10 protein-coding genes are annotated in these 15,196 nt (G+C 61.3%); 4 read left to right on the forward strand and 6 right to left on the reverse strand.

Annotated features, from left to right (window positions below):
• On the reverse strand, window positions 1-950 hold a 950-nt coding region (gene ydiK / locus PROAA_RS15115; RefSeq protein WP_186412138.1), incomplete at its 3' end, for an AI-2E family transporter YdiK.
• A gap of 333 nt (window positions 951-1,283) precedes the next feature.
• On the opposite strand from ydiK, the gene PROAA_RS15120 reads away from it, so the two are divergent.
• Window positions 1,284-2,501: a hypothetical protein gene (locus PROAA_RS15120; RefSeq protein WP_186412139.1), complete on the forward strand. Its 1,218-nt coding sequence runs from the start codon at window positions 1,284-1,286 to the stop codon at window positions 2,499-2,501.
• Window positions 2,502-2,589: 88 nt separating this feature from the next.
• Here PROAA_RS15120 and PROAA_RS15125 read toward each other — a convergent pair whose 3' ends face one another.
• Window positions 2,590-3,144 (reverse strand): hypothetical protein, encoded by a 555-nt coding sequence (locus PROAA_RS15125; protein WP_186412140.1) that lies wholly within the window; start codon window positions 3,142-3,144, stop codon window positions 2,590-2,592.
• A gap of 68 nt (window positions 3,145-3,212) precedes the next feature.
• Window positions 3,213-3,560: a hypothetical protein gene (locus tag PROAA_RS15130; protein ID WP_186412141.1), complete on the reverse strand. Its 348-nt coding sequence runs from the start codon at window positions 3,558-3,560 to the stop codon at window positions 3,213-3,215.
• A 256-nt stretch (window positions 3,561-3,816) separates the two neighbouring features.
• Between PROAA_RS15130 and PROAA_RS15135 the strand changes: the two genes are divergently transcribed.
• Window positions 3,817-4,710, forward strand: coding sequence for an ion transporter (locus PROAA_RS15135; protein ID WP_186412142.1), 894 nt, complete (start codon window positions 3,817-3,819; stop codon window positions 4,708-4,710).
• Between the two features lie 40 nt (window positions 4,711-4,750).
• On the opposite strand, the gene PROAA_RS15140 is transcribed toward PROAA_RS15135, so the two are convergent.
• Complete coding sequence (locus PROAA_RS15140) at window positions 4,751-5,560, reverse strand: alpha/beta hydrolase (RefSeq protein ID WP_186412143.1); 810 nt, start codon at window positions 5,558-5,560, stop codon at window positions 4,751-4,753.
• A gap of 339 nt (window positions 5,561-5,899) precedes the next feature.
• Here PROAA_RS15140 and PROAA_RS15145 point away from each other — a divergent pair, with 339 nt between their 5' ends.
• Both PROAA_RS15145 and PROAA_RS15150 read left to right on the forward strand, forming a co-directional pair.
• Window positions 5,900-8,977 (forward strand): NACHT domain-containing protein, encoded by a 3,078-nt coding sequence (locus tag PROAA_RS15145; RefSeq protein ID WP_186412144.1) that lies wholly within the window; start codon window positions 5,900-5,902, stop codon window positions 8,975-8,977.
• 139 nt (window positions 8,978-9,116) lie between these two features.
• The gene (locus tag PROAA_RS15150; RefSeq protein WP_245664302.1) at window positions 9,117-10,238 is read left to right on the forward strand and encodes a DUF1615 domain-containing protein; all 1,122 of its coding nucleotides are present in this window, start codon (window positions 9,117-9,119) and stop codon (window positions 10,236-10,238) included.
• Between the two features lie 27 nt (window positions 10,239-10,265).
• On the opposite strand, the gene PROAA_RS15155 is transcribed toward PROAA_RS15150, so the two are convergent.
• Together PROAA_RS15155 and PROAA_RS15160 are read right to left on the reverse strand one after the other, a co-directional pair.
• Complete coding sequence (locus PROAA_RS15155; protein WP_342669225.1) at window positions 10,266-11,045, reverse strand: YceI family protein; 780 nt, start codon at window positions 11,043-11,045, stop codon at window positions 10,266-10,268.
• On the reverse strand, window positions 11,042-15,196 hold a 4,155-nt coding region (locus PROAA_RS15160; protein ID WP_186412146.1), incomplete at its 5' end, for an alpha-2-macroglobulin family protein. The genes PROAA_RS15155 and PROAA_RS15160, both read right to left, overlap by 4 nt.

Here is a 15,196-nt window from a genome sequence, read left to right on the forward strand (position 1 = left end):
CCGATGACGCCGGCAAAGATGAGGAGCAGGGGCAAATCGGCGCCCTTCTTGATGAGCACCGGGCGCAGAAAGTTGTCGATACTGGCGACGACCAGACTCCATACCAGGAGGAATGATCCCCAGCCCGTGTCGCCCATCCAGAACATCCAGCCGACGGCGGGAAAGAGAATGAGCCCTGGGCCGAGTTGAGCAATACAGAGCATCAGCATCACCGCCGAAAGCAGCGCGGCAAACGGAACCCCGGCAATGGCGAGACCAATACCCCCGAGTACGGTCTGAACGATCGCGGTGACGCCCACTCCGAGAGCCACGCCACGGATGGCCTGTCCGGCCAGAATGACGGAATTTTCCCCACGCTCCCCCGCAAGCCTGCGGCCAAAACGCAAGACAGTGGACGCTCCCGCTTCTCCACTGGCGTAGAGGATTGCGGAGAAAACCACGACGAGCAGAAACTGCAACAGCATGAAACCCAGACCTCCCACCTTGGCAAGAATCCACTTGCCGGATTGAGCTGCGTAAGGTTCGGCTTTCGCCATCAGGCCCTGCGAGCCCGCATCGGCCAGTTGCTCCCACAAGGCTGACAGTTTGCCGCCGATCAGCGGCACGCCACCCACCCACGCGGGCGGCTGCGGCAAGCCCGATGCGGCAAACTTTCTGGCCAGATTGACAATCGCTTCGGCATGGCTGGCAATGGTGTCAATCGCCAGCCAGAGCGGCACGACCAGCAGCAGAAGCATGGCCAGCGTCATCACGGTTACCGCCAGACCGCGCCGACCGCCAAATCGCAGTTGCAGTGACTTTAGCAACGGCCACGTGGAAACGACGATCATGACCGCCCACACCGCGGCGGCCAGAAACGGGCGCAGAACCCATAGCGAAGTCGCAATCAACAACAGGATGCAGAGAATTGCGAGCATTGTGCGGGTCAAGTCGCGGTGGATTTCAGCCATATCAGGTCTCGCTGGAGAACACGGAAGACGGATATTACCGCAAGGATGCGGAACCCTCGTGTTCAGGCGTCGGGTTTTTGGTCTTGGCCCCCTCATGCTAAAATCTTGCGCCTGAGTCCGCACGCGTCGTTCCAGGGCATCGACACCACGCCTATCGGTCAGCCGCAGTTCGCACGACTCTTCGCACGAGATTTCGGCCACTCGACGGGCCGAGCGTGCCACCCCATGGAGCAGGCAGAGTCCAGCATTGCTGAGTAGACCGCATGCCGGAAAATGCATCTTTCCCCTGCCTTGCTTGAGACATCCACAATTGCCACTCAGGAGGCCATTGGCATGAAATTTTCCACCATCCAGCCCGGCGATTCGCGAATCGCCGGAATCGCCCGTCGTGCCGCACCGGCTCTGCTGGCACTGTTGATCGCCGGTTGCGCCGGTCCGCCCGTGCTCGAGCGTCAGGTACTCGGTTACGACGATGTCACGAGCCGCCTCGACCAGAAGCTTCTCTTGGTGAATATCGCCCGCGCCGACAACGGCAAGCCGGTGCATTTCACGACGACATCAACCATCGCCGCGACCTTCAACTGGACAAGCACGCTCGGCGCCGGCGCCGAGTGGCACCGCAACACTCCCGACAACTTCCTGGGCCTGAACATCGGCACGGGCGTCTCCGAAAACCCGACCTTCAGCATTCATCCCCTGTCCGGCAAGGCGTTCACCGAGCGCGTGTTGACGCCATTCAAGGACAAGTCCTTCGAGTTCCTGGTCTTCCAGGGCGGCGCAATAGATCGGGTCATGCGGCTGCTTGCTTCCGGAATCGAAGTGCAGAAGGCGGACGGCAGCTTCGTCCGTTTCATCGCCAATGACCCGGCACTGCCACAGGAGTACACCGAGTTCCGGCGCATCGCGACCCACCTGCGCTGGTTGAACGACAGCCGCAAGCTATTCGTCCGGGCCCTCGTCTTCGAAGAGCCCCTCGCGCCGGACCTCAAGGCACAACCAAGCGCCGCGGATATCATCAATGCCGATAAGGAAGGCCTGCAGTGGCGCCGCAACGCCGACGGCAGTTTCCGTCTCGTGCGCTTGCAGGCCGGTCGCGTGGTGGTCATGAACGTCGACCCGATGTCACTCGACAATCAGGCGCGCTACGAATTGAACGAGAGAATCAAGCGCAATCCGGGCGGCTTCGTCTTTCTGGACGTCAGGCCGGATGGTCCCGGCGGCAACTTTCCCATCCGCGGTGCGATCAAGCTGCGCAGCATGTTGCAGATGCTCGCCTTCGTGGCCAGCGGTGCGCGAGCAGTTCCCGAATTTGACGTCGCCCCCGACCCGCGCACCGGCGCCGTCAGCGAGAACCCGCGTTCTGCGCTACACATCGATATTTCCGAGGTTCCGCCGGCTACGACCATCGCCTCGGTCGAGTTTGAAGGGCGCGCTTACAGCGTCGGGAACACCACCTGGGACCGCGCCAACTTCGCGACGCTCGGCGACCTCTTCCAGACCGCTGTCGGTGACATCAAGGGGGTCGACCTGCCGATCACGATTTCGAAGTGAAGGTGAGCATCTTCACAGGCCGGCCGATCCAGACCAATCGCAGGCTCTGCCTGTGACGAGTATTCGCCTGGCAAGTGTTCAATGGTGATCAGGCCACCGAGTCCAACCGCCACGAACCGAGGAGCAGCTTCTCTACCCCGGCGGCGGCGTGGACGCTCGTTATCGTGGCCGGGTTGATGAAACCGACACCACCAGCAGGGAGTTTGTACATGATTACCGGCTGATCCAGCAGGTGGGTGAGGTTCGACAATCGCTCGTTGGAACCGCTGGGGCGCGGCCCGGACAACCAGGTGGCGATACGGTCACCGCCTTGAAAAAACACCTCCACGCGAGCCGAGAAATGGGTCTCACTGACTTCTGCCGCGGGCGTGGTTGCATCCTTTGCGATGAGGGTCATCCTGATTTCACCGTACTGCGGCAGATAGGCGCCGAGGTCGAGTTGTGTCTCGATTTCGATCCGTGCAATCGAGGAAGGGGCAAAAATTCCGGTTTCATTTGCCGAGCCGATGATCAGGTTGCGATTGGAAAACAGCTGGCCGGAACGTCGCAGGTTTTCGAGGATTTCCTTGATGCTGGCGTCGTCAGTCTGTGTGAAACGCCGTGCGATATTGGAGGTGGTGACGATATTCACGGCTATCGACATGGTTCGGCTCCTTCAGGAAAATGACAAAGTGCCATCATAGCGTGTTGGCAACGGATTTGGCGCTCACCCTAGTCCGGCGCGAGGGCGGGGTCGGGCTTGACGTAATCCTCCGAGCGGACCGGTGGAGGATTGGTCTGTTCAGGCGAGAGTGCCTTCTCAGGCCGGGAGTAGCCCGGCGACCGGACTGGCGGAGGATCAGTTTGCTCGGGGGAGAGCGCCTTATCTCGCCTGGAGTAGCCCAGCGAGCGGACTGGCGGCGCGTCCGTCTGTTCGGGCGAGAGCGCCTTTTCTGGCTTGACGGCATCAGACGACATAACCGGTGCCGAATCCGACTGCGCCACTGCAACGGACGAGAACAGGGTAAGCAGCAGGCTGCAGAGAACAACGTTCGCAGCGCTGCGATAGCAAGTATTCACAGTTGTATCCCTCCTCTGACTTCTGGCTCGTGCAAATGAGGCCAACCCCACCCATATTGCCGGATTCGAGAGTAGCACATCATAAGGGCACGAAACACCATGCCGCGGGCAACGCTCTTACAGCTCACCGCCCTGCCGTACGAAACAGGGCCGCTTTCCCGAACCGCGGCATCGATTGTCCACGCGGCATAAGATAGAATTGCCGCACATGACTGCGACATCCCGAGTCCAGACTCAATTCATCGGAGCCCCGCGTATGGCTACCCTGCAGACCAACCCGATGCCAAACAAAGCAGATGAACGCTTCGGCCGCCCCGACACCGGCTGGCGACTGCGCCTGTACATCATCATTTTTGAAGCTGACACGCGCGCGGGACACATCTTTGATTTGACTCTCCTGACCATGATCATGATCAGTGTCACGGTCGTCATGCTCGATAGCGTCGAATCGATCAGCACCCGCTGGGGAGATTTGCTTACGGTGCTCGAATGGTTCTTCACGGCCGTGTTTACCGTCGAATACATTCTGCGACTGCTCTGCGTGCGTCAACCGAAGCAATACGCGCGCAGCCTGCTCGGCGTGATCGACCTGCTCTCAATCCTGCCCACCTACCTGGCCTTGTTCTTCCCGGCAATGCACACCTTGATCGACATGCGCGTGCTGCGCATGTTGCGCATCTTCCGTATCCTCAAACTGGGTGCCTACGTTTCCGAGTTTGGAGAGCTGGGATACGCCATTCGCGCCACTCGTCGAAAAATCACCGTTTTTCTGTCCTTTGTCCTGATCGTCGTCGTCATCATGGGCACCCTGATGTACGTGGTCGAAGGGCCGAGCAACGGCTTCACCAGCGTCCCGGTCTCGGTCTATTGGGCGATCACCACCCTGACCACGGTCGGCTTCGGCGACATTACACCGAAGACCGATCTCGGGCGCCTGGTCTCCTCCGCGATGATGCTGATGGGCTGGGGAACGCTGGCTGTGCCGACCGGCATCGTCAGTGCGGAATTCGCGGCACGGCGCTTGCATCCGGAGGTCACCACCCGCACCTGCCACGATTGCCTTTCCGAAGGCCACCTGCCAGACGCGAAATTCTGCCGTGACTGCGGCGCAAGACTGCCGCCATATCAGATCGACACCAGCGAGCACTGAACGCGGCACATCGCGCCCTCGTCCTCGCACTTATCCATGCTCAACCTGTTTCCTGACTTCCAATCAGGAAATCGACCGCCTGCCGCCACCAGGCCTCGTCGATACGTCCAAACCAGTCGTTGTGATCGGCGCCCTTGATAACCGCCAGTTGCCTCGGTTCGGCCAGCGCGTCGTAGAGCGCCTTGCCGAACTGTGGCGGCACGATGCTGTCCTTGGCCGCAATGGCCACCAGCACAGGGCGCCCGAAGGACGCCAAATGGTCTGTGCTGTCGTAGTGATCCCGCATCAGCCACTTCACTGGCAGCAGCGGGTAGTGGTGAGCGGCGACGTGCTCCATTCGGTCCCAAGGTGTAATCAGCAACAAGCCGGTGATTGCCGCACGCTGCTGAACGCTTGCCCCCGCCGCAACGCCGGCGCCCAGCGATTCCCCGATGATCAGCAGCGGCCCACCGTACATCCGGTGCGCCAGCGCAATGGTCTGCTCGGCGTCGCCAACCAGACTTTTTTCGCCCAACTCCCCGCCGCGCGGGCCGTAGGCCGGGTACTCGGCGAGAATCACCCGCAGACCGAGCCGCGTGAGCACGTCGGCATAGAACTGGCGGTGGCCGGCATGCCCGGCGTTGCCGTGGAAAACAATTGCCGTCGCCCGAACCTGACTGTCGGCTTCCGCCAGCAGGCCGCGAAAATCAGCAACGGACGGCCACGGCGAAAGCCCACCGGAAACCATCTCATCGATGCTGGCCGTGTCGGGGTAGTAAAGCAGTTTGTCCTGGAACATGTAGATTCCTGTCAATGCGATCAGATAAACGACAACAGCGACGCGCATGGCCGCCAAGATGATTACCTTCATCTTTGGACGCTCTGGTTCACACCTGATACAGCGGTATTGAATAGATTCGAAACATGATGATGTTACCGACGTCTCCGAACTGTCTCCAACGCATATCGACGGCATTCAATCATAGCCTTATCACGTCGCGAACCCCGACACAGAAATGAGTTTCTGACCACGCCAGTGAGTCGAAGCGAATACGGGTCAAGTGAATCGGATTCAGCGAAATCGCGTACCCTTAGGGTTCGCTGCAAATAAGTCTAGTCGATATCCGAAGATCGATTGACAAACTCAGCTACGGACATCAGAAGAAGGAAATCCGGAAATCGATGCGGCCAACGACCGGCAAGACGAATCATGACCAACAATAAGAAACTCTTTCTCTCGGCAGTCAGCAGTGAGTTTCTCGCATACCTCGAACTGCTCGCCCAAGATCTCAAGGGGCCCACGCTCGATGTTGCCGTGGGGAAAGATTTCATCGTTACCGGCGCAAGCACACTGGAGAAACTCGACGAATATATCCGTGCGTGCGACGGCATCGTCCACCTCATCGGCAAGGCCACCGGTGACATCCCCGGGCAGGTCGCGGTGGCGGCATTGCTCGAGAAGTATCCCGACTTTGCTACCAAGCTGCTACTGCCCCCGCCGCTACTGAACCTGCCGCTGCCCAGCTTCTCATACACGCAGTGGGAAGCGTATCTGGCGCTGTATCACGGTCGCCCACTGTTCGTTTATCTCCCCGATGACTTCGAATCCGCTGCACTCACGGTGCCCCGCGACGGCCGATTCAAACTCGATAACGCCGAGTTTGAATCACAAAAGGCCCATTACCGCCGCATCTGCGAGCGCGGACACGACCGAGGCGTGTTTCGAAATGAAGAACGCCTGAGCTCCGCAGTGTTGCGCGCTCTGTACCATCTGCTTCCTGCGCCGGAAACGACCGTCGACGTCGCACCCACCAAACTCCGCCATACAGCCGAGCACCTGATCGGCCGCGACGAAGACCTCGCCCGCCTCGATGCCGCATGGAATGATCCGCAAAAGAACGTCGTCGTCATCCGCGCCTTCGGTGGCATGGGGAAGACCTCGCTGGTCGCCACCTGGATGGCCGAGCTGGCTAGCAAGAAATGGCGTGGCGCCGTACGCGTCTTCGATTGGTCCTTTTACAGCCAGGGCACCAGTGACCACCGCTCCGCCTCGGCCGACCTGTTCATCGCCGACGCGCTCAAGACCTTTGGCGACCCCAACCCCACCTTGGGTTCAGCGTGGGAACGCGGTGCGCGCCTCGCCCAGCTCGTGGGCCGCGCGCGCTGCCTGCTGGTGCTCGATGGCCTCGAGCCGCTCCAATACGTGACCGGCTCGATGGGGGGAGAGCTGAAAGACGACGCCATCAAAGCCCTGCTAAAAGGGCTTGCCGCCAGCAATGCCGGGCTGTGCGTCGTCACCACTCGGGCAAGAATCCCCGACATCCAGCAATACTACGGCCGCACTGCGGACGATTTCGAACTCCGCGCACTCACCGACCTCGCCGGTGCAGCGCTGCTGTACCAGCATGGAGCAACGCGTGCCGGAGCCTGCGAAATCGGCTCCGACGACCAAGAGTTGCAGGCCACCAGCCGCGACGTGCGCGGCCATGGCCTCACCCTGCAATTGCTCGGGCGGTATCTCGCGCTCGCAGAAAATGGCGACATCCGCAAGCGTGACACCGTGCGCCTCACGGATGCTGACCATGAATATGGAAGCGATGCCACCCGGCCCTACGGCCACGCGTTCAAAGCCATGGAGGCCTATGAGCGCTGGTTCGAACGCAAGGGCGAAATGGGTCAGCGGCAACTTGCCGTCCTGCGTTTGCTTGGTCTATTCGACCGGCCCGCGCCAAAGAATTGCCTCGACGCCCTGCAAGATGCGCCGGTCATTGCCGGATTGACCGAGCACCTTGTCGGCCTCGGTCCTCGAGACTGGAACATCGTCACGACGCGTCTGAAGGAGATCGATCTTTTAATTGTTCAAGCCGACGGATCTCTCGATGCGCATCCTCTGCTACGGGAATACTTCAGCCAGCGCTTGCGCCGAACGCAACATGGGGCGTGGCAGACGGCGCACCGACGGCTCTACGAACACCTCTCCGCGACTACACGGGAGGGCAGCCTGCCCACACTCGAAGATATCCAACCGCTGTACCAAGCCGTAGCCCACGGCTGTCTGGCGGGATTGCGGCAGGAAGTTTATACCCAGGTCTTTCTCATCCGCATTCTACGAAAGATGGAACTCTATAGCTGCAAGAAACTCGGCGCAATGGGCTCCGACTTGGGAGCTGTCGCTTGCTTCTTTGAGACGCCGTGGAGCCGCCTATTGCCTGGGCTCACGGAAATCGACCAAATCAAGCTGCTGAACTCAGCCGCCTACTACCTCCAAGCATTGGGACGACAATCCGAGGCTCTCGAACCGATGCGTGCCGCACTAAACGACTGCATCAATCGAAGGGTATGGGAACTAGCCGTCTTTTGCGCCGGCAACACCAGCGAGCTGGAACTTACCTTGGGTATGGTTTCCGAAGCGTTAAAGGACGCCGAGAAGGCCGTATCGTACGCCGGCCTCAGTGACGGTCCGGATTGGTGGGGCATCCGAGCACTCGTGATCTTTGCTGACGCTCTGCACCAGGCGGGCCACCGAGCCGCTGCAGAAGAGAGCTTCATTAAGGCCGAGCGAAGGCTAGCCGAAGTTCTGCACCGATTCCCGCTACTGCATTCGATGAACGGATTCCGCTATTGCGACCTGCTTTTAACTAAGGCAGAGCGTACCGCGTGGCAAATACTCTCGAGCAGGGGCGACTCGCCAAGCGGTCCGCTGCATGACGCAAAGATCTCGTCCGACCTTCAATCCTGCGCCTCCGTATTCCAGCGCGCGACGCAGACTCTCAAGTGGGCCGAAAAGGAAAACGTCTCCTCCCTTGACATCGCCCTCGATAAGCTCACCCGAACGCGCGCTACGCTCTACGCTGAGGTGCTTTCCTCCAGCTCCTCTTCTGATTTCAACATTGCGACATCCTACGCGGAACTCGCCGTGACCGGCCTCCGTCACGCCAACCAGCAGCAATGTCTTCCACTCGGTCTCCTCGCCCGTGCCTGGCTGCGTTGTCTCACCGGCACACGCACCGGCCCCGAGAGCGCGCAGAGCGATCTTGACGAAGCATGGGAGATCGCGAAGCGCGGCCCGATGCCGCTCCTTCTGGCGGACATCCACCTTTATAGGGCGCGTCTGTTTGGTGGACAAAAGGACGTAGGCGGCAAGTCGACCTATCCCTGGGAATCAGCGCAGGCCGATCTAAGCGAAGCGCGAAGTCTGATCGAAAAACATGGTTATTGGCGGCGTAAGGAAGAACTCAATGACGCCGAAACAGCCTTCAATCTCCGACGCGGACAGGACACAGCTTAAAATCGCTCTCTCGCCGCTGCCCGCAGCGATTCTTTTCCCTGATGCAATCTGGCCGCGCTACCGCAGGCTGCCTCACGAATTAGCCGTTCTATCACAAATGCTCCCAACACCGAGATCACCCTCCTCCGCATCAATCTCCTTGTATGCCCGTACTTGCATTGCCATTCTGGGAGTCGCGACGCTTGCCGGGTGTGCCAGCGGCGTCCGCGAACCCGAATTCTCGCCATCACGGCCGTCGGATGTACGGACACAGATCGCCAGCCTGCTGCCTGCCCATACGGTCGACCGCCCGGCCTGGGCCGCCGACATCCACACCGCGTTCACCGCGCTGGATATCAAACCCGATCTCCAGAGCATCTGTGCCGTGATCGCTGTGACCGAACAGGAATCTTCCTTCCGCGCCGATCCCGCGGTACCGAACCTCGGACGCATCGCCTGGAAGGAAATCGACCGCCGGGCTGAGCGGCTGGGCGTTCCAGAATTTGCTGTGCGCGTCGCTCTGAAAATCTCGTCACCCACCGGAAAGAGCTACAGCGAGCGTATCGACGCGGCCAAGACAGAGCGGGAACTCAGCGAGATTTTCGAGGACTTGATCAGCATGGTGCCGATGGGGAAACGCCTGTTTGCCGACTGGAATCCGGTACGTACCGGCGGTCCGATGCAGGTCGGCATCGCCTTCGCCGAACGCTACGCGCAGGAACACTCTTATCCCTACACCGTGAAGGATTCGATCCGCCACGAAGTATTCACACGGCGAGGCGGCATGTACTTCGGCATCGCTCATCTGCTCGGTTACACGGCCTCCTACGAGAAATACATCTACCGCTTCGCCGACTACAACGCCGGCCAATACGCAAGCCGCAACGCGGCGTTCCAGAATGCGACGAGACTGGTATCCGGCAAACCACTCGATCTCGACGGCGACCTGGTTCGAGAAGGCAACGACGATCTCGCCAAACCCGGTAGCACGGAGCTTGCCGTGCGCTCGATCGGGAAGTCGCTTGGCATGACTCGGCAGGCGATTCGTCAGGCACTCGAACTGGGCAACAGCCAGTCGTTCGATCGCAGCGCACTCTACTTGCGAATGTTCGAGCTCGCCGACAGGATCGCCCGGCAACCACTGCCGCGCGCCGTCATTCCACAAATCGCGCTGCACGGCCCCAAGATCACCCGCAAGCTCACGACCGAATGGTTTGCCTCCCGGGTCGACGAGCGGTACCGGCGATGCCTCGCGCGCGCTGCAGATCCGACTGACCGCTGAAAGATCGTCGATTCCCCAGGCTTGACTTCAAGCCCTCTTTGCCACCAGGCGCATGCGAACCCGCACCGTATTCGCAACCTGAATCGCGCCGCCCAATACACTCAAGGGCGTAATGCCGAAATCCGACTGATATACCGAAAAGAACGCTGTGGCAACCAGTTGCTCGCCGCTGTTGTCGATGGCAGTGGGTACGGTGATTTCACGTTCGACGCCGTGCAGTTTGATGCGCACCGTGATATCCGGCCCCCAGGCCGGGCCGCTCAAGGCCAGCGACCCGATCTCGATCTGCGGAAAGCTGACCGCATCCAGCACCTTCTCGCCAAGCATGTTCTTTGTGGTGCCGGCAATCGCTTCATCGTCGGGGAGCACGGAGAATTCTTCGCCCTCCTCGGCCCTCGATTCCGCGGCATCTACCTTGAAATCCGCAATGGGCAATACAAGGGAAAAACTGGATTGGCGAATATCGGGCGCCAGATGGATTTCACCCTTGATTGTGCCGGCCTGAACCACATGACTGTGACCGAGTCGGGCAAGGGCGCCAGCTCGATATACGAGAAAACGCACATCCGACTGCTCGGATCGAATCACGTAGCGGACGGTCTGCGCTGCGAACTTTTCTGCCGACCGAACTCGAGTAACTGGCAGTGCAGCTCCATCGTTCGATGGGGGTGTCTGACAGGATCGCAGAAGCAGGAGGCTTAAACCTACCGCCAAGAAAGACGGGCCACCCCGTGCAGCGGGCCACGACAACAGGAAATGGAACGTGTCGCTTTCCTTCATCCCATCAGCCTCCCCAAGCACGCTCATTCTCCAACGATTACCTTGGCATTCGGCGCTTCGCCGAAAACTTCAGGCGCGTACATTGCCTCGACCCGCGTCGCGGGCAGCGAAAACTCTCCTGAGTTATTCAGCCGCAACGTGTAATCGATGGAGAATTTGCCGCGCGGGACGTAGCCGTAGTAGGCGCGGTAGGCGCTGAAAGTGCGCTCGACGAAGGTCGGCCAGGCGACGCCACCTTCGCGCTTGCCCAGGCTTGCGATATGTGAGTCGCGCCCATCGCCTTCACCAAGAATGCGCGCTCCGGCGGGGATGGGGTCGTTGAGCACCACCCACGACATCTCCTGATCCGATTCGACGCTGAGGCGTACGCGCCAGACATCGCCGCGCGTGACCTTGCCGCTCTGCTTCTCCTGCACCGGCGTAACCGTGCGCGTGACACGGAAACCGTTGGCCTTCGCTTCCTTCACCGGAACGGCAGCGAGTACCTCCATCGCCGCCCATGGCTTGCCGCTGCCTTCGTGCGCGAGTTGCAGCTTGTCGCCCGGCGAAGCCTTGACTGGCCATGGCAGCAGCAGTTTGTGGGCTTCGTCGGGCGCTTTGCCATCATTACCAACCTTGCCGTCTTTGCCAGCATTCGCTGGCCAGACGAAGCTCTGTGGCGGAGCATTGCCGAGCGTGGCGCGTGTCGTACCGCTCACCGATTCGCGCTCGAATGTGTTGCCGAATTTGTCGAGCGCGATGGTCGCCCACACGTTGGCCACCGTGGTCAGCCAGCGGCCGCGCTGCTGACGCAGCATGGCGCCCTGCACCAGCGCCGGCAGGTCGTCCTTCCATGCCGGGTCGTCGATCACCGCTTCGATCAGGCGGAAGGCGTTGGCGTCGCCGCTGACCATCAGCCACCACCAGTAGTCGGAGCGCTCGCTGGTGAAGACAAGTCGCCCACCGAGGTAAGAGAGGCGGTTGCGGATTTCGCGTTCGACGGCGCCCAGTCTGGCGGCATGATCGGGAAGCTTGGGCAGACGTTTGACGATCAAATACCAGTCGATCAGCGCTGACGTTGGAAGACGCAGAGGCTCGATTTCCAGACTGGAGATGGCCGAGAGAGGCGAGTATGACGATCCGCCGCGCCGGGTCAGCGCCTCGATCGCCACGAGTTTGCGTACCGTCAGATCGCTTTGCGGCGACCAATGCTCGGGCTTGATGCGTCCCTCGGCAAACGCCGCCAGGCCGCCCTCCATGCGCTGCGCCAGCTCCGGCGGAATGGCGAATCCAGCCGCGATGCTGGCATCCAGCAGGTAGGCGGTCAGCGCCGGGCTACCGCCATTGCCTCGCTGTCCACCACCATCGGGAAAATAACGGGCCAGCCCATTGTCATCAAGATAGGTAGGCAGGGCATCGATCACCAGCTGCCAGCGCGCGGCGTCACGCAGTCCGATGGCGACCGATGTCTTCTGCTCCAGACAGACAAACGGGTAATCCTCGAAGAAGCGCTTCAAACCCGGCGGCGGCGTGGACAGCCGAGCCGAGAGACCGACCTCGATGCCGCCAAGCGGGCCGCTCTTTCCCGAAACCGCGCCGGCCGGTAGTGCGGCGGGGACTTCCAGCCTGCCTTCGACGCGGGCGAAGCTTGCCTGCTGCACGGCGATCGGCACCGCCGGGGCGATCTGCTGCGTGATGCGCAGGCGATCCTTGCCGACGCCGTCCTTCTTGTCGGCCTCACCCGTCTCGACGGCCTCGAACTCCCAGACGAGCATGCTTTCGTTCTCCGGCGCTTCACCCGGCCAGACCAGCTCGGCAGCACTTTCTGCGTCGAGTTTCACCTCCCTGCCCTCAAGCGCGCGGTCACCCTGCCGGGCCGAGACCCTCACCGCCATCGCCCGGGCCGTGCCGTTGCGCAGGGTCAGCAATGCGCTGAAGCGGTCTTTCTCGCGCACCAGTGGCGGCAAGCCGGAAATGAGTTGCAGATCCTGCCGGGTGCGCAGGCTTGCGCTGCCGGTGCCGAACAGGCCGACGCCTGCATCGGCCACCACTACCAGCCTGAACTCGGTCAACGAATCGTTGAGCGGCACGCTGACCAAAGCGCTGCCAGTGGCGTCGAGCACCACGCGCGGGTTCCACAACAACAGCGTATCGAACAGTTCGCGCGCCGGCGCACGACCACCGCCGCCGCCCGGCGGTACGGCCTTCTTGCCGAAATGCCGCTTGCCGATGACCTGCGATTGCGCCGTCGCGGTTTGCACTTGATAGGCCCGCTTCTGCAGCATGGCATCGAGCAATTTCCAGCTCTCGTTCGGGCGCAGTTCGAGCAAAGCCTGATCGACCGCGGCAAAGGCCACCTCGGTTCCCGCCGGAACCGGCTTGCCGTCCGGCTGAGTAACTCTGATCTTTACCAGCGCCTGATCGCGAATCTGGTAGTCCTGCTTCTCCGGCGTAACGTCGACCTTCAGCTTGAACGCATCGACACCCACTTCGATCGCCGCCAGCCCGAGTCTGAAAGCCGGTTTGGCCAGGTCGACCATGGCTGTCGGCTGCAGGGGATTCCACCATTCCCTGAACCAGGCGACCGGCTCGCGCCAGCCCCACTGGAAAAGCGAATACCACTTGAGCGGCTCGACGCGGCCGCGCACAAGCAGCACCGAGACGAACACGTTCGGCCCCCACTCGCCCTTGACCGGCAGTTCGATGACCGGCTTGAAGCGTGACAGCGGCATGACCTGCGTTTCGATGATGCCGCCGGCTTCGACAGAAACCAGCGCCGTCGCTTCGCGGAACGGCGTGCGCACCTGCAAGCGCGCGATTTCGCCCGGCGCGTAGCTGCGCTTTTCGGGAATCACGTCGATGCGATCCTGGTTGCCGGCAGTGAACCACAGATCGCCGATACCCGAGACCCAGTAGCTGGTCCCGGCCAGGGCAATGTTCCCGTCCTTGTCGCTGGTTTCGACGAGCAGGTAGATATTGCCGGGATCGGTGGTGCGCGGCTGGCAGAGGAACTTGCCCCGCGTATCGGTACGCCCCTGGCATACGGCGCCAAGGTCGGCAAACTCGGTGTGATTCTCATAGGCGTAGAAACCGCCGACGATACGCTTGCGATGCGAGTAATCGATGCGCCGCTTGGCGCTAACCTTGACCGGCGCGTCCTTGGCCGGCTGGCCCTGGGTATCGAGCACGACGACCTCGACCGAACCGTCTTCCTTGACCGACGCCCAGTCCTTGACATGGATTCCCGCGACGACGCCGGACGGTGAGAGTTCGACCGAACCGTGCAGGGTTTGAATCTCGCCGTTCGGATCGGCAAACGTCATCTCGGCGTAGAGTTCGCTCGGCCCTTTGACCTTGGCTTGCAGCGGAATGACGACCTTGCCGGCGCCAACCTGATCGAGCGTCACTGGCTGGCGATTGCTCAGCAGTTTCTCGCGCTCACGGCCGTCATCGACAGCGAAGGCCGAACGGCCCTGCTCGTCAAAACCAACAAGAAAGGTGAAACCGTCATAACCCTTGTACTCTGGCCAGCGCGGACGCAAGGTTGCCGACACCTCGACCTTGGCACCCTTGGCCGCACCTCCGTTGAGGAAGGCGAGCCCGAGCGCCAGCGGCACTTCCTTGGGCGCGACCAGACGCCCCGATACGCCCTGCACGCTGCCTGAAAAAACCGGCAGGCGGAAATCGGAAACACCGAAGCTGCCGGTCGTGACGCCACCGCCCTCGCCGTTGGCCGGATTGCGCAGCTCGATCTGGTAGTTGCCGCGCTTGACCGAAGGCGGAATCTTCCACTGACTGGTGGCCACGCCCCGGCTGTCCCAACTCAGCGGCTGGCGGAATTCGTCGCCGCTGCCTTCATGGCGGATCACTAGTTCGGTAGGCAGCGACTGCGTGTCCGGATAGGCAAAGCTGCGGCTGGTGCGCGCGCGCGCGATATGCTTCATCGATACGGTCTGCCCGGCGCGCAGCAGGCTGCGATCCAGGATCGTGTGGATCTTGCGTGTTTCGAACTCACCCCAGGTTTCGACGCCAAAGCGCCAGGGCTCGATGCCTTCGTTCCAGTCCGAGCGGACGAAGCTGTAGTCTGCGCCAAGGCGCGCACTGGCAAAAATGAAGCCGTCATCCTCGCAGCCATTCTCGGGCAAAGCGACATCGACCAGCGCCCGCCCTTCGTTGTCGGTTCGCCCCTGCCACAGCGG

Source organism: Candidatus Propionivibrio aalborgensis (genome assembly GCF_900089945.1).
Taxonomy (GTDB): Bacteria; Pseudomonadota; Gammaproteobacteria; order Burkholderiales; family Rhodocyclaceae; genus Propionivibrio; species Propionivibrio aalborgensis.